A 15711-nucleotide genomic window follows, 5' to 3' on the forward strand; every position below is an offset into this window, starting at 1 on the left:
AGTTCGCAGAGCGGCCGCCCGGCGCGATCGGGCGGATGCGCGCGCGGCTCGTCGGAGCGCTGCGGGCGGTGCCGATCCGCTGGCGCATCCTGTCGATCGCGGCGCTGAACTCCGCCGTGGTGGTCGTGCTGGTGGCGATGATCTGGAACGGCGCGCAGGTCCTGGGCTCGGCCTGGGACGACGTCCGCCAGGTGCGCGAATCCGACCGGATCCTGGCGTTGCTCGAGAGCGAGACCGGGCGCCTGCAGAACCTGATCCACCGCTACATCAACCAGCCGAGCCCGGACCTGTTCGCCGAGATCCTGCTGCTGCGCGAGGCCGTGCTCGGCACGCTGACCGACCGCGCCGCCAAGGACCCGATGCTGGCAGGCTCGGTCGAGGAGCTGGAGCGCACCACCGACCGCTTCCTCAACGGCTTTGGCGAGCTGCGCAGCGTGCAGGCGACCATCGCCAGGACCTATGAGGAGCAGGTGCAGGGCCCGGCCAAGGACATGGCGGGCCTGTACTCCATCATCGAGGGCGCAACCGGCCATCGCGACGCGCTGATCTGGCCCTCGCTCGGCAAGTCGCGCGAGGCCTTCACCGCGATGCTGGTCGCGGCCAATTCCTACTATCTGTCGCTGTCGCCCGGCGCCGCCGACGACGCGCGCCGCAACACCGAGACGATCGAGAAGACCATTCCGGTCATGATCGATCTCGCCGACAACGATCTGCAGCGCATGGCGTTGCAGAAGCTCGGTGCCCGCACCATGGCGCTGCGCGAGGGCTTTGCAAAACTCAGCGAGCAACTGACCAACCGCACTGAGTTGCTGCGCAACACTATCGACGCCAGCCAGGCCGAGGCGATCGGCGCCATCGACGATCTCTCGACGAAAATGCGCCACCGCGAGCAGAAGGCGCAGGAAACGTTTGACCGCACGCTGGCGGATATCTCGCGACGGGTGCTGTCGATCGCGGTGATCTTCCTCGGCATCATCCTCTCCGCCGGCGTCTTGATCGCGCTGTCGATCCGGCTGCCGCTGCAGCAGATCATGGCGGCGATGCGCGCGATCACGCTCGGCGATCTCGGCCGCGAGGTGCAGGGCACCAAGGCCCGCGACGAGGTCGGCGCCATGGCGCGCGCGGTGGAGGTGTTCCGCGAGAACGCGATCGCCAAGCGCGAGACCGAGGACGAGCTGCGGGCGTCGAAGGAAAAGGCCGAGAGCGCGCTGCTCGAGCTCAACGCCGCGCAGCAGAATCTGATCGATGCCGAGCGGCTCGCAGCGCTCGGCGGACTCGTCGCCGGCGTCGCCCATGAGGTCAACAACCCCATCGGCATCAGCCTGACCGTGGCCTCGAGTTTTGCGCGGCGCAGCGAGATCTTCGAGGCCCAGCTCAAGGGCGACGGCGGCTTGCGCCGCTCGCAGCTCGACGAGTTCGTGCAGTCCTCGCGCGACGCCTCGCAGCAGCTGGTCGCCAACCTCACCCGCGCCGGCGAGCTGATCCAGTCGTTCAAACAGGTCGCGGTCGACCGCTCCCATGCCGAGCGCCGGCAATTCTCGTTGAGCGAAGCGACCGACCAGATCATTGCGAGCTTGAGGCCCGTGCTGAAGCGCTCGCCGATCACGCTCCAGGTCGACGTGCCCGAAGGGCTCCTGCTCGACGGCTATCCGGGCTCCTACGGCCAGATCCTGACCAATCTGTTCCTCAACGCCGCCAACCACGCCTTTGCCGACGGCCGCGCCGGCACCATCACGATCTCGGCGCGGCCGCGCGGCACCGACGACATCGAGATCATCTTCGCCGACGACGGGGCCGGCATGACCCCCGACGTGCAGCGCCAGGCCTTTGACCCATTCTTTACCACTCGGCGCAATGAAGGTGGCACGGGACTGGGCTTGCATATCGTCTATAACCTCGTCACCCAGCAGCTCGGCGGCCGGATGATGCTGGAATCCAAGCTGGGACAAGGCACTACTTTTCGGATTATCATGCCGCGGATCGCCAAGGGCGGCGCGCAGAGCACAGAAAGTGACGGGACTTCGCAATGGCCGAACAGGACGATGTCCTCCACCTGATCGACGACACCGGTACCGCGTCGGAGGATATGGACGCCCGGAAATGGAAGATCGCCGTCATCGACGACGATCCGGCGGTGCATGACGGCACCCGCTTTGCGCTCTCGGACTACAGCTTGAACGGCCAGGGCCTGGAAATCCTCTCCGCCCATTCCGCGGCGGAAGGTCGCAAGCTGATGGCGGCGCACAACGACATCGCCGCGGTGCTGCTCGACGTCATCATGGAGACGGACGTCGCCGGCCTCGAGCTGGTCGAATACATCCGCAACGAGCTCAAGAACGAGACCGTGCGGATCATCCTGCGCACCGGACAGCCCGGCCAGGCGCCGGAGCGGCGCGTGATCGTGCAGTACGACATCAACGACTACAAGGCCAAGACCGAGCTCACCGCCGATAAGCTGTTCACCTCGCTGACCGCCGCGCTGCGCTCCTACCAGCAGCTCGAGCGCATGGTGCAGACCCGGCGCGGGCTCGAGATCATCATCGACGCCGCCTCGACGCTGTACGACTTCAAGTCGATGCAGCGGCTCGCCGAGGGCGTGCTGACCCAGCTCGCCTCGCTGCTCAACGCCGATTGCGCCGGTATACTGGTTTTGCGCGACAATGGCGGCATCGACGCAGAGCTCTCGGTGCTTGCCGGCAGCGGCTGCTACAGCCGCTTCATCGGCACCACCTCGTCGAAGGCGCTCGACCCCGATCTGCGCTCGATGGTGGAAGCCGCCTTCCAGGGCCGCAAGAACGAATTCGCCGACCATCGCAGCGTGATCTACTTGCGCACCGGCTCCGGCCGCGAGGTCGTGGTGCTGCTCCAGGCCGAGCGCGAATTGTCCGAGACCGATCGCTCGCTGGTGGAGATCTTCTCCAGCCGGCTCTCGATCGCGTTCGACAACGTCATCCTCTACCAGCAGCTCCAGGACGCCAACACGCAGCTGGAAGACCGCGTCGCCCAGCGCACCCGCGCGCTGATGCAGGCCAACCGGCGGCTCTCGGCGCAATGGCTGCGGCTGCAGCGCGCCAACGGCTTCAAGAACGAGATTCTGGGCACCGTCGCGCACGATCTGAAGAACCCGCTCGGCGTCATCCTCGGCCGGACCGAAATGCTGAAGGAGCTGATCTCGACCGGCGCCTCGTCGAGCGGCGTGGTTGCTCAGGTCGATCACATCCGCGACGCCACCAAGCGCCTGACCACGATGGTCGACCACTTGATCTCGGACGCGATGGCGGATGCCTTCGACATCACCATCCGCCGCGAGCCGGTCGACGTCGCGGCGCTGGTCAAGGAGGTCGCCGAGGCCAACCAGCCGCTCGCCGTCAACAAGCAGCAGGCGATCACCGTCACCGCGCCGGCCAACATCGTCACCATGTGCGACACCGACCGCATCCGCGAAGCAATCGACAACCTGATCAGCAACGCCATCAAATACTCGCCGATATCAGGCAAGATCACCGTCGCGGTCACCCACGAGGGCCACGACACCATCATCCGCGTCAGCGACGAGGGCGCCGGCCTGTCGCCGGAGGATCTCGGCCGCCTGTTCGGCCGGTTCCAGCGGCTATCCGCAAAACCGACAGCAGGTGAGAGCTCGACAGGGCTTGGGTTGTCCATCGTCAAGCGTATTATCGACATGCATGGCGGCGAGGTCACCGCCAACAGCGACGGCCCGGGCAAGGGCTCCACCTTCACCATCACCCTGCCCGCGACCGAGATGCCGTAACGCGAGTACCGAGATCTGAGTGACATGACACAAAGCCAGCACATCATGATCGTCGACGACGAGGCCCCGGCCCGGGAGATGGTCGGCGATTACCTCAAGATGCACGGCTTCACGGTGACGCTGTGCGACGGCGGAAAGAGCTTGCGCGCCGCGATCGACGGCAGCATGCCCGACCTCGTCGTGCTCGACCTCAACATGCCCGAGGAAGACGGCCTCTCGATCATCCGCGACCTCAAGAGCCGCATCAACGTTCCCGTCATCATGCTGACGGCGACCGCGAGCCCGATCGACCGTGTCGTCGGCCTCGAGCTCGGCGCCGACGATTACGTGGCAAAGCCCTGCGAGCTGCGCGAACTGATGGCGCGAATCCGCTCGGTGCTGCGGCGAAGCGCGCCGGTGAAGGCCGCTGCCGCTGAAGCTGCGCCTGCGAAATCGGACAAGGATCAGCTCGTTCGGTTCGGGACGAAATGGCTCGACCTCGAAGCCCAGGCTTTGCGCGACGACGAAGGCAACGAGCATCCGCTGACCGCGTCGGAATTCGGGCTGCTCAAGGTGTTCGCGGCCAATCCGAAGCGCGTGCTGTCGCGCGAACGCCTGCTGGAGCTGGCCAATGCGCGCGACGCCGAAGCCTTCGACCGCGCCGTCGACCTCCGCATCATGCGCATCCGCCGCAAGATCGAGCCCGACCCGACCAAGCCTGCCGTGATCCGCACCATCCGCGGCGGCGGTTATCTGTTCTCGCCGGCGGGTGAGAAGGCGTAAGGACCTCCGGCGAAGGCGGTGTGTGCGGTCGCGCACGCAACGCAAGCCTCCAATATTCGTTCCGCCTGGTCCAAGTCGCCAGTACCGTATTTTCCAACCATTGAAATTCCACGCTTTTCTGCCCCCAATGTTTCGTCGCGCTTTGTCCGACGAAACAATTTGGCGGCGCACGAAACCATTTTCCGCTTTTCGTGCAGACGTCCCGAAACGTTGGCTCATTAACACTTTGGTCCAAGGAAACGCCGCTCGGTTGCGGCGCACCGGGGAGCTAAGTCAATGCCGAACGTCATCGCCATCAACGCCCAAGCCAGCCAGAGCATCATCGCCGCTCAGGCGACCTCGGACGACATGCTCCTCGAGAGCATTGCCGACGGCAACCGGACGTCCATGCACATCCTTTATTGCCGTCACAGCGTGCGGGTTTACCGCTTCATCCTGCGCATCGTGCGCGATGCCACCACGGCGGAAGACCTGGTCAGCCAGGTGTTCCTGGACGTGTGGCGGACCGCTGGGCAGTTCCAGGGTCGCTCGCAGGTCTCGACCTGGCTGCTGTCGATCGCCCGCTTCAAGGCGCTGACCGCGATGCGCCAGCGCCGGTTCGAGGACATCGACCAGGAAGACGTGCGGCAGATCCCGGACGGTTGCGACACGCCCGAGACCTCGCTCGACCGCAGCGACACCAGCGCCATCCTGCGCGCCTGCGTGCAAAAACTGTCACCCGCGCATCGCGAGATCATCACCCTCGTCTACTACCATGAGAAGTCGGTGGAGGAGGTCGGGCAGATCATCGGCATCCCCCAGAGCACGGTGAAGACCCGGATGTTCTACGCGCGCAAGCAGCTCGCCGATTTGCTTAAGAATTGCGGCGTCGACCGCTTCGCCGCCTAGGGCAAATGATTTCAATGGGATAGGGCCGGATCGCCGGCCCCGTCCCGGGACACGAAAGCGTTACCGCCGACGAAACAAATGAAACAAACCACAACATCAGGCGGAAAAACTTCGTCCCTATAAAGATCACATACGGTTTCGTTAAACCTCCCAAGACCTCCAACGACCCGGACGGGATGCCCCCCTCCGGGTCGTTTTGTGTCTGGGGATGGCGCAAGCGCAGCCTCCGCCGTCACGAGCGCGTGACACCGCGTAACGATCCCCACCTCCATCCCGAACTGCCCTCGTGACATCCATCACGAGTGCCCCATGCTCGAACTTCTCTTCGCCGTCCTCGCCGGAATCCTCACCATCGCCGCCCCCTGCACGCTGCCGATGTTGCCGATCCTGCTCGGCGCCTCGGTCGGGCACACGTCGCAACTGCGGCCCGCGATGATCGCGCTCGGTTTCGTCATGTCCTTCTCCGCGGTCGCGCTGCTGCTGGGTGCACTGACGCAGGCATTCGATTTCGACCCGAATGTGCTGCGCGAGGCGGCTTCTATCCTGTTGCTCGGCTTCGGCCTGCTGATGCTGTGGCCGGCGCCGTTCGAATGGCTGTCGATCCGGCTCAATGGCTGGCTCAATCTCGGCGCAGCAAGCGGCACGCAGCGCGAAAGCGCACTCGGCGGCCTCGTGCTCGGGACAACGTTGGGCCTGGTCTGGACGCCCTGCGCCGGCCCCGTGCTCGGCTCGATCCTGACGCTGGTCGCGACGTCGAAGAATCTGGCCTGGGCCGGCACGCTGCTGATCGCCTACGCCATAGGCGCTGCGATCCCGATGCTCGCGATCGCCTATGGCGGACAGGCCGCAACCACGCGCGTGCGCAGCCTCGCACGCATCTCGCCACGCCTGCAGCAGGGCTTTGGCGTCGTCGTGATCGCCTTCGCGCTCGCCGCCTATTTCCAATACGACACGCTGATCGTGGCGTGGCTCACCGGCTTCTACCCCACCGGCCAGATCGGCCTGTGATCGCTTCACCTCTCAACGGAGAACACGTCCATGACCTTCAAGCTGCTCGCCGTCTCCGCCGCGTTGATCGGCTTCGCCGTCACCGGCGCCGTCATCCCCGGCATCTGCGACGAGGCCACGCCTGCGGCGCCGGTCAAGGTCGCGGCCGCCAGCCAAACGGCGACCGCACCCGACTTCGCCGGCATCGGCAACTGGTTCAACTCGAAGCCGCTCACGATCGCCGACCTCCGCGGCAAGGTCGTGCTGGTCGACTTCTGGACCTATGGCTGCGTCAACTGTGTCAACACGCTGCCGCACGTCACCGACCTCTATGCAAAATACAAGGACAAGGGCCTCGTCGTGGTCGGCGTGCACACGCCGGAATTCCCGTTCGAGCGCTCCGCCGCCAACGTGCAGGCCGCACTGAAGCGCCACGGCATCACCTATCCGGTGGCGCAGGACAATGATTCCAAAACCTGGAACGCCTACCGCAACCAATATTGGCCGGCGCAATACATCATCGACCAGAGCGGCAAGATCGTGTTTCAGCACGAAGGCGAAGGCCGCTACGACGAGATCGACCGCACCGTGGCCAAGCTGCTGAGCGCCAATAGCTGACCCGCATGCAGCGGCCCTTTGCGTTGCTGCTTGACTTCACGGACCCGTCCGTGGAGTTTCGCGGCCTCGACATCAGCCGCCGCAATGAACGACACGACCACCAGCAACGATATCCGCCTCCGCGAAGGCTCCTCGATCGCGCAGCGGCTGGTCGTGGCCGGCTCTGCGGCGGCCGTCGCGCTGTGTTTCACACCGGGCCTGTTCACGCACGACTTCCTCGAAGTGGTCATCTCCGTGGTCGCGCTGCTGGCGGGCGCCGCGTTCGTCGGCGCCGTGATGCTGACGCCGGCGGTGGTATGGATCATCACGCCGGATGAGATCCTGATCGGAAAGCAACGTCCGTTCGGGAAGCTCCAGACGCGGATCGTCGCGAAAGACGACATCAGGGAGCTTCAGGTTCCCGGCAGCAAGACCGCAAAAGCCCGCTTCCAGCTGGCCTTCACGCTTGCCTCGGGCGAACGCCTGACCTCCCCGCCGCTCTCGGACGTCACGCATGTGCGGGACACCGTGGCCCGGATCGCCGCGCAATTCGACGTTGCCGGTGTCGAAGCGCCGGTTAATCCCCTCGATGCCAGCAATCCCGAGATGCGTCTTGGCGAACCTCTCGAGCCGTTTTCCGTGCGGGACATCCGGATCGTTGCGTTGATCGCCGTCGCCTTGTCCGCCGTGCCCTACGCCTACAAGCTCTGGCGCGGATGGCCGCCCAATTCGATCGACATCATGCTGCTGCCGCTTGGCGCGATTGCCGCATTCGCGGTCTACCGATTCGCCAATCTCGTGACCGGCGCCTTCTGGGTCATTCGCGAGGGCGATATCCGCGTCGAGCGCCTCTGGGGCAACGGCCAGCCGCGCGCCGACCATATCGAAGGGCAGGATGTGAAAGCGATCACGGTCGAACGCCGCGGCCGATCCGAGGACGAGCACTGCATCGTGGCGATCCGGTTGCAGTCCGGACGACGGTTTCGCAGCCCCCGCATCGGCTCGCGCAACGAGGCCCGCGCCGTGGGCGCCGAGATCGTACGGCGGCTCGGGATTGGGGCGGAGGCCAGTCAGATCTAGAGCACCCTGCTTCCACATCGTCATGGCCGGGCTTGTCCCGGCCATCCACGTCTGCACACACGGCACCAAGAACGTGGATGCCCGGGACAAGCCCGGGCATGACGGCATTTGTGGATGCAGATTTGGCCGCTCCACCCTGAAGAGGTGGCCGCGACCACTGCTTTTCGCGCCATCCCCCGTTCATGGCATTGCCGGGGCCCGTCAAAAAACCAAAGCATTCTCGTGACATACCAGAGGGCAGCGCCTTTAACTTGCCACGAAGCTGCCCCTGAGTTCAGATGGTTCCTAACGATTTGCGCTGTGGCAGCGGGGAGAGCTTGAAATGACGGATTTTCGTCGTCTGACTGGGACATTGTTGGCTGCGATGGGGCTGTTCCTATCCGCGCCACAAGCCTTCGCCCAGCAGCCGGACCGCGGCGACGAGCCCGGACTGATCGCCGACGACAGCTATCAGCTCGATCCGGAATGGCAGAAGCAGGTCGTGTACTACCGTACGACCGAGCCGCCCGGCACCATCATCATCTCGACCACCGAGCGCCACCTCTATCTGGTGCAGCCCGGCGGGCGCGCGATCCGCTACGGCATCGGCGTCGGCCGCGACGGTTTTCAGTGGCAGGGACTGGTGAACATCACCAACAAGAAGGAGTGGCCGGACTGGACGCCGCCGACGGAGATGATCCAGCGCCAGCCCTATCTGCCGCGCTTCATGGCCGGCGGCCCCGGCAATCCGCTCGGCGCCCGCGCCATGTATCTGGGCACCACGGTCTACCGCATCCACGGCACCAACCGTCCCGACACGATCGGCACCAAGGTGTCCTCGGGCTGCTTCCGTCTCGTCAACAATGACGTCGCCGATCTCTACGATCGCGTCCCTGTTGGCACCAAGGTGGTCATCCGGCAGAAGCCTGAACTCTAAACTTCTCGCCCTCCTCCAGATTCCCTGTCCCGATTTTTTCGAGAGAGCAACATGATGCGCACATTTCGAGGCGGCCTGCTGATCGGGCTCGCGGTTGCCGTGCTGGTCGGCGCCCTGGCCGTCATCTACGAATTCTACGACACCCGCACGCTGAAGCGCACGGTGCGCCGCGGCGAAGTGCTGTGCGGCGTCAACAAGGGCCTGCCGGGCTTCTCGATCCCCGACGACAAGGGCAACTGGAGCGGTTTCGACGTCGATTTCTGCCGTGCTGTGGCGGCCGCGATCTTCGACGACCCGAACAAGGCGCGCTTCGTGCCGCTCGACGCCAGCGAGCGCTTCAAGGAATTGCAGAGCCGCAAGGTCGACATCCTCTCGCGCAACTCGACCTGGAGCATGTCGCGTGAGCTCGACTACGATCTCTACTTCCCGGCCGTCGCCTATTACGACGGCGAAGGTTTCATGGTGCCACGCTCCCGCAACAAGGAGACGTCGCTGGACCTCGCCGACAGCAAGGTCTGCGTGCAGGCCGGCACCACCACGCTGCTCAACCTCGCCGACTACTTCCGTGCCAACAACATGAAGTACGAGCTGCTGAAGTTCGACAAGCTGGAAGACGTGGTGAAGGCCTACGACACCGGCAAGTGCGACACGCTCACCGCCGACGTCTCGCAGCTCTATGCGCTGCGGCTGAACATGTCCAAGCCCGGCGACCACATGATCCTGCCCGACATGATCTCCAAGGAGCCGCTCGCCCCCGTCGTGCGCCAGCGCGACGACGACTGGATGATGATCGTGAAGTGGACGCTCTACGCGATGATCAACGCCGAAGAGCTCGGCGTCACCTCGGAGAATATCGACGAGGCCCTGAAGTCGAAGAAGCCGGAAGTGATGCGGCTGGTCGGCACCGATGGCAATTACGGCGAGCAGCTCGGCCTGACCAAGGACTGGGCCGCGCGCATCATCCGCCGCGTCGGCAATTACGGCGAGATGTACGAGCGCAATATCGGCGACAAGTCGCCGCTGAAGATCCCGCGCGGCATGAACCAGCTGTGGAACGCGGGTGGCGTGCAGTACGCGCCGCCGATGCGATAAGGCGACTCTCCCTGGTGTCGTCCCGGCGGAACGCCGGGACGACACCTCGTATTCAGGCCAGATCGTGAACCCATAAATCTGCCAGCGCACGGCTTGCCAGAGTCCGCCATGCCTCGATAGCGACCAAATTCTGCTGCGCAGCTAAATGACGCAAAGGGCCTTTTGGTCAAGCCGAGATCGCGGCTTGCTTCGCGGGAGCTTCGACGTAACACTGGCCGGATGCAATCGTCGGATGCCGAGGCGCCCGTGGAATCGAAATGGCGAATTCTAGCGCTGCTCTTCACGGCGCGTTGCGTCATGGGCATGCAGTTCGAAAGCGTCGGAGCGCTCGGCCCGCTGCTTCGAGCGGAGGGCCTCGATTATGCCCGGCTCGGCATCCTGGTCGGCGCCTATCTGGCGCCCAGCGTCCTGGTTGCGCTTCCTGGAGGAATAGTGGTCCAAAGGCTCGGCGAACGAACCACGCTTCTCCTGTGCGCGGCGCTGATGTTCGCCGGCGCCGTCGTCGATCTGTCGAGCGACTGGAACGCGCGCCTGCTGGCCAGAGTCATCGCGGGCACGGGCGGGGTGGTGTTTACCATCGCAGGCACCAAGATGATCGCCGATATGTTCGCTGGTAGGCAGTTCGGCCTTGCGATGGCGGCTCTCGCCGGCTCGTGGCCGTGCGGGATAGCGCTGGCTTTGATCGCGTTGCCGCCGATCGCGGACAAGTTCGGGCTGATCGGGGCGTCGGTAGCACTGGTGATCCTGACCCTGATGGCGCTAATCCTGTTGGTCGCGCTGCCGAAGCAGGCGCGACCGGGCGCGCCGTTGTCCGCGGCCTTCCCAAGCGCGGCCGTCACGGCCGCGGTGGCCATTGCAGGCTTGGTCGGTGGCATTGCCAATGCCACTTTCGCCAATGCGTTTGCGTTCGGTCCGTTGCTTCTCACCGAGAGGGGCTATACGGCCGAGATCGCCGCCTCACACGTCAGTGTCGCGCTGTGGGTCACTATTGCGGCCATCCCAGTCGGCGGCGCGCTTGCGATCCGGCGAGGCCCCGGCATCTGGATCGCTGCCGCATCCCTGCTGCTCGCCGCGGTCGGGATGGCAGCCGTCCCGGTGTCCGACCACGACGTTCTCATCTTCGCAGGACTGGGGCTGGTGGCCGGCCTATCCGGAGCGACGTTCGCCAGCCTGCCGTCATGGGCGCTTCCCGTCCAGGCGCGCGCGGTCGGAATGGGAATCTTCTTCACCGCGTTCTACGGGAGCATGCTGGCGTTGCCGCCGATCGCGGGCGTCTTCGCGCACCGCGCCGGAAGTGCGGGCATAGCCTTCGACGTCGCTGCGGTCGCTCTTTTTGTCGCCATGCCGCTGCTCGGGGGCTTCGCCGCGCTGGTTTCCGCGCCCCGGTCGGCTCCGGCGGTCGAGGAAGGCGCGGTCTAAGGGCCGCGTTCAATCGGGGACCGCCCCAATCACGACTATGCCGGTCCCCGGCGCACGCGGTCGCGTCGAGATCGTCGGCTCAAAGATGAAACTGAAAACAACGCCGCCGATACCAAGTTCGAGCCAATCTCGAAACGAATGGCCGCCAGCCTAAGTTCGACCGGCTGCTCCGCATCCTGGACCGCGACAGCCTCCGCGACGCCATCACCTAGTCCTGGGCGACGCGCGGGTGCATCCCAGACCGAGAGTGGTTCTCCCAAGTCGCGAGTTATGAGAGTTGGCGCGGCTCGGACCGTGACTCCGAGCGCACTTCGTAGGGTACCCCACTTCGCTGATGGGCCCCGAGCGGTCATTGGGCACTCACCGGCGGAATGCCTCGACGTGACCCAATGCGGTCCTTGCCACCCGCGCGCTCAGGTGGCAGCTCCGAAAATGTTACAAGTTACCGGCGCCGGGCCAGGGCACCGGCTTGTGTCGGTACTACTCAATCAACTCAACATCGTCGAGCCTGAAGCTGCGGCCCCACAACCGCTCGCCGCCGCCGCAGGCACGCGCAGACGGTATAGGCGCCCATCCTTGGCGTCACTCACATCGGCTCTATCTCTCCGGGGCGCCAGCTCTTGTCAAACCAGGTTTCGAGCGGCGCGTAGAGACGCAGAAGAGTGTTCCAGCCCTTGCCGGGGACCGTCTGGATCCAGTTGTTTTCCTTCCCGGCTGGCGCCTTCGGACCGAAGTAGACATCGACCGACCCATCCGCATTCACCAGCAGTCCTTTGGTGAGGCTGCCGACGGCAGGGAACTGCTGATCCGTCTGAAGCATCGAGCGTGTCTGATTGTCGTACACCGTGAACGACCAGAACTCCTTGGCAGGAATGCGCGGCGGCATGTGCAGTCTATAGGTCTTCGTTCCATCGAGGGGGTTACCCTTGGCGTCGACGAAAGCGGCGGCGTACTGTGAGCCTTCTCCAACCATCTTCATCGCCATCGCCGGCGATATGCCGGTAGCGTAGAAGAAGAACATGCTCTTTGCGTCCAGATTGACGGCGCCGTTTTCCTCGAACTTGTAACTTCCTCCGATGAACGCGGTCATCCACGCGCTGTCCGGGTAGAAGTACGCCTCCTTGATTCTCGCGCGATACATGAGGGAGCGAACCGTGGCATCGCCTACCGCCGCCGCCTCTTCAAGTATCCCCTTCATGCGAGTGTCAGGCGCGAAAGGCTTGCCCTTCTCGATCCCGATGGCGGCGAACAGGCCCAGCGTATCCGGGTCGAGCGCATCATTTGGCTCATCCTGAATGAAGCGATTGAGAAACTCAAAAAGCGAATAGTCAGCGGGGCCGATTGTGTTGAACGCCTTGCCGGAGATGTCGACGAACTTCATGGCAGGCGGATTTGCGCTCTGACTGAGCGGATATACCCGCAAGGCCTTCTTCACCATATCGACGCCGGGTTTCGGGTCGCCATCTTTCAGGAAGGTTCGAAAGAAGAGCAGGTTTCCTACAGTGCGTGAACGAGCAACAAAGTAGCCATCGGGCACCGCGCCGGTGTAGCCCGGCGGCAGCAGCAGGTACTTGCCGCCTTTACCCTTGTCCGGTCCGGTGAAGCCAACGTCGGTAACCCATCGGAACCAGGCATCGTCGATTGGACCGAGCACCTCCGGAGGTACTTCGATGACCAGCGGACCATCCTTGGTGCTTAGAAGGAGCACAGTATAGGGCGTGGTGGTGTTAGCGGTCAGGAACAGCGATTTGGAGTCCAGCAGTTGCTCTGCGATCAGGACGGTCTGGTTGACCGCACCGAAATCAGCGGAGCTACGGCGGACTGCTTCAATCGAAACGCCCGGCAATGCGGTCATATAGGCCTGAACGCCGCGCTGGAAGTCGAGATTGCTAAAGACCTTGTCGACGGTTTCGCTGTCGGGAAAGCCGTCGGTGAACTTGAGCTTTCCAAGGCGAGTTTCCACCGTGTCCTTCGTAATGAGTGATGGCGGGATCTCGGTGCTCATTTTCATTTTTGGCGTCTGAGCGAGCGCCATCGTATCCATCGAAAAGATCAGCCAGGCGGCCGCCCCAATCTTCAGAGCATTGCGACGGTACATGGTGGGTCCTCCCTCGCTGTTAAAGATACGCTGTATACGAGCTGATCCAGACCAGGATCGACATGAGCACGCCAATGACGCCGGCGTTCTCTGCAAACACGGTGGCGGTTCCGGGCATCCCGAGCCTGAGCTGGCCAATGAGCATCGTAGGCTCCGTGGCTTCACTGGATCGCCATTGCCAGAAAAACGAAGCCGTTTCGGGTCCTCTGAATGCTGGGGCGTATTGGGAATGGCACACGGCGGGGTTGATCTAAATCAAGGGAGTTCAGCATTGGGGTCCAGACTGTAAGGTCCCGACGTGTGCTGTCCCACGTCCGTCCACTCCACCCCCCGAGAACGACGTCGCTGCTTCCTAGCGGCCGAGTCGGCTTCGGGTCATGCGCGATTGGGGCGAGCCGGCAGCGAGTCCGGTCAGATCCGCGGCGCCGACGAAAGCGCAAGTCAATTCAAAGCGTTAGCGACATGAAAACGGGGCATTGCGGGTTGACGGCGCTGCCCAAGACCCCGCACCACCTGTTACAATCGCTTGGTTCGGTGGCGACGGGCTGGCGTCGGGGACCACGTCATGGACGGCACTGGCTGCCGGTCATGACGCGGCGGTGCAAATGAGCGATACCTTCAACATGCGCGTGCATCAGCACGGAGCCTGTATCGCGGACAACAATCAGGAAGATAGGGATCGCTCACGAGATGGCCTGACCAGCGAGATCCACGCGGTGGTGGACACCGATGGCCTGCCGGTCCATCTCGCCCTCACGGAAGGTGAGGCGCATGACAGCCGGCTGTGTTCGGTTCTGCTCCACGCCCTCGATCGTGCCGGTGGTACCCTCGTCTCAATACCCCCGCGCCCGCGCCAGTTGCTCGGTGTGGTAATTCGTGTCGCCGAACAACTCCTCGCACACGCGTGCGCGCTTCATGAAGAAGCCGATGTCGAACTGGTCGGTCATGCCCATGCCGCCATGCATCTGCACGCCCTCCTGCACCGCGCGGGTTGCGGTGGTGCCGGCGCGCGCCTTGGCAACAGCGACGGCTGACGCCGCCTTGGCGACGTCCGCATCCAGCGCCTGCAGCGCCTTCATGGTGGCGGCGCGGGTGATCTCGATGTCGACATAGAGCTCGGCCGCGCGGTGCTGCAGTGCCTGGAATTCGCCGATCAGCTTGCCGAACTGCTTTCGGTTCTTGAGGTATTCGACGGTGCGGTTGAACACCTCGTCGCTGAGGCCCACCATTTCGGCGGCGACCGCGCCGCGGCCGATATCGAGCACGCCGTCGAGCAGCGCCGCGCCCTGATCGACCTCGCCGAGCACGCTGTCGGCATCGACCTCGACATTGGAAAGCTCGATCCGCGCCGCGTTGTGCGCGTCGACCATGATGGTGCGCTCGATCGCAACGCCCTTGGCCTTGGGGTTGACCAGGAACAGCGTCAGGCCGTCGCGCTCGCCGGCGGAGCCTGCGGTGCGCGCAGCGACGATGAAGAGATCGGCGACATGGCCGTCGACGACGAGCGCCTTGGCACCCGAGAGTTTGAAACCGTTGCCGGCGCGCACGGCCTGCAAGCTCGTCTGCAGCGGGCGATGCTTTGCGCCTTCGTCGATCGCGAGCGTCGCGAGCAGCGAGCCGTTGGAAATTTTCGGCAAGAACTCCGACTTCTGCGCGGCATTGCCGCCGCGGTTCAGCGCCGAGGCCGCGACCACTGAGGTGGCCAGGAACGGTGACGGCATCAGCGTGCGGCCGATCTCCTCCATGACGATTCCGGCTTCCATGAAGCCGAGACCGCTGCCGCCGAATTCTTCCGGCACCAGCAAGCCGGAAAAGCCCATCTCGGCGAAGGAGTGCCACAGCTCCTTGGAGAAGCCGGTGGGATCCTTGGAATCGCGTAGAGATCGCAGGTGCGACACCGGCGCCTTGTCGCTGATCAGCCCGCGCGCGCTATCGCGGAGCATCGATTGTTCTTCGGTGAGGACGAGGGCCATGTGCGTGTTTCCGAATTTCGAAGTCTATTTGCTTTCGTCATTCCGGGATGGCCCGAAGGGCCAGGCCCGGAATCCATCGGACGGCATTCCTGCAGTGAGATGGATTCCGGGCTCGCGCGTCGCGCGC

13 protein-coding genes and 1 pseudogene are annotated in these 15711 nt (G+C 64.2%); 11 read left to right on the plus strand and 3 right to left on the minus strand.

Annotated features, from left to right (window positions below):
* Nucleotides 1-35: 35 nt before the first annotated feature.
* The 10 genes from K3F49_RS17525 to K3F49_RS17570 all read left to right on the plus strand — a co-directional run bounded on the left by K3F49_RS17525 (nucleotide 36) and on the right by K3F49_RS17570 (nucleotide 11513).
* The gene (locus K3F49_RS17525) at nucleotides 36-2057 is read left to right on the plus strand and encodes a sensor histidine kinase (RefSeq protein WP_234682516.1); all 2022 of its coding nucleotides are present in this window, start codon (nucleotides 36-38) and stop codon (nucleotides 2055-2057) included.
* A complete protein-coding gene (locus K3F49_RS17530) occupies nucleotides 2027-3772 on the plus strand; it encodes an ATP-binding response regulator (RefSeq protein WP_234682200.1) in 1746 nt (581 codons plus the stop codon). Before K3F49_RS17525 ends, K3F49_RS17530 begins: the two co-directional genes overlap by 31 nt.
* A gap of 24 nt (nucleotides 3773-3796) precedes the next feature.
* Nucleotides 3797-4534: a response regulator gene (locus tag K3F49_RS17535; RefSeq protein WP_195801127.1), complete on the plus strand. Its 738-nt coding sequence runs from the start codon at nucleotides 3797-3799 to the stop codon at nucleotides 4532-4534.
* A 276-nt stretch (nucleotides 4535-4810) separates the two neighbouring features.
* Nucleotides 4811-5422: a sigma-70 family RNA polymerase sigma factor gene (locus K3F49_RS17540; RefSeq protein ID WP_234682201.1), complete on the plus strand. Its 612-nt coding sequence runs from the start codon at nucleotides 4811-4813 to the stop codon at nucleotides 5420-5422.
* Nucleotides 5423-5731: 309 nt separating this feature from the next.
* On the plus strand, nucleotides 5732-6430 hold the full coding sequence (locus K3F49_RS17545) for a cytochrome c biogenesis CcdA family protein (protein ID WP_234682202.1): 699 nt from the start codon (nucleotides 5732-5734) through the stop codon (nucleotides 6428-6430).
* Between the two features lie 30 nt (nucleotides 6431-6460).
* Nucleotides 6461-7027 (plus strand): thioredoxin family protein, encoded by a 567-nt coding sequence (locus K3F49_RS17550; RefSeq protein WP_234682203.1) that lies wholly within the window; start codon nucleotides 6461-6463, stop codon nucleotides 7025-7027.
* Between the two features lie 84 nt (nucleotides 7028-7111).
* Entirely contained in the window at nucleotides 7112-8086 is a 975-nt protein-coding gene (locus K3F49_RS17555) for a hypothetical protein (RefSeq protein WP_234682204.1), read from the plus strand.
* Between the two features lie 322 nt (nucleotides 8087-8408).
* On the plus strand, nucleotides 8409-9002 hold the full coding sequence (locus tag K3F49_RS17560; protein WP_234682205.1) for a L,D-transpeptidase: 594 nt from the start codon (nucleotides 8409-8411) through the stop codon (nucleotides 9000-9002).
* Between the two features lie 54 nt (nucleotides 9003-9056).
* Complete coding sequence (locus tag K3F49_RS17565) at nucleotides 9057-10094, plus strand: amino acid ABC transporter substrate-binding protein (RefSeq protein WP_234682517.1); 1038 nt, start codon at nucleotides 9057-9059, stop codon at nucleotides 10092-10094.
* Between the two features lie 246 nt (nucleotides 10095-10340).
* A complete protein-coding gene (locus K3F49_RS17570; RefSeq protein WP_234682206.1) occupies nucleotides 10341-11513 on the plus strand; it encodes an MFS transporter in 1173 nt (390 codons plus the stop codon).
* Between the two features lie 586 nt (nucleotides 11514-12099).
* Here K3F49_RS17570 and K3F49_RS17575 read toward each other — a convergent pair.
* Both K3F49_RS17575 and K3F49_RS39195 read right to left on the minus strand, forming a co-directional pair.
* Complete coding sequence (locus K3F49_RS17575) at nucleotides 12100-13611, minus strand: DUF1254 domain-containing protein (RefSeq protein ID WP_234682207.1); 1512 nt, start codon at nucleotides 13609-13611, stop codon at nucleotides 12100-12102.
* A gap of 19 nt (nucleotides 13612-13630) precedes the next feature.
* Nucleotides 13631-13756 carry a hypothetical protein gene (locus K3F49_RS39195; RefSeq protein ID WP_276575393.1) on the minus strand — a complete coding sequence of 42 codons (126 nt, stop codon included), beginning with the start codon at nucleotides 13754-13756 and terminating at the stop codon, nucleotides 13631-13633.
* A 357-nt stretch (nucleotides 13757-14113) separates the two neighbouring features.
* Between K3F49_RS39195 and K3F49_RS17580 the strand changes: the two are divergent.
* Nucleotides 14114-14447, plus strand: a pseudogene (locus K3F49_RS17580) (IS5/IS1182 family transposase); the annotation flags it as partial.
* On the opposite strand, the gene K3F49_RS17585 reads toward K3F49_RS17580, so the two are convergent.
* Complete coding sequence (locus tag K3F49_RS17585) at nucleotides 14445-15584, minus strand: acyl-CoA dehydrogenase family protein (protein WP_234682208.1); 1140 nt, start codon at nucleotides 15582-15584, stop codon at nucleotides 14445-14447. The pseudogene K3F49_RS17580 and the gene K3F49_RS17585 overlap by 3 nt on opposite strands.
* Between the last annotated feature and the right edge of the window lie 127 nt (nucleotides 15585-15711).

Origin of the sequence: Bradyrhizobium monzae (genome assembly GCF_021458635.1) — a bacterium.
Classification (GTDB): domain Bacteria; phylum Pseudomonadota; class Alphaproteobacteria; order Rhizobiales; family Xanthobacteraceae; genus Bradyrhizobium.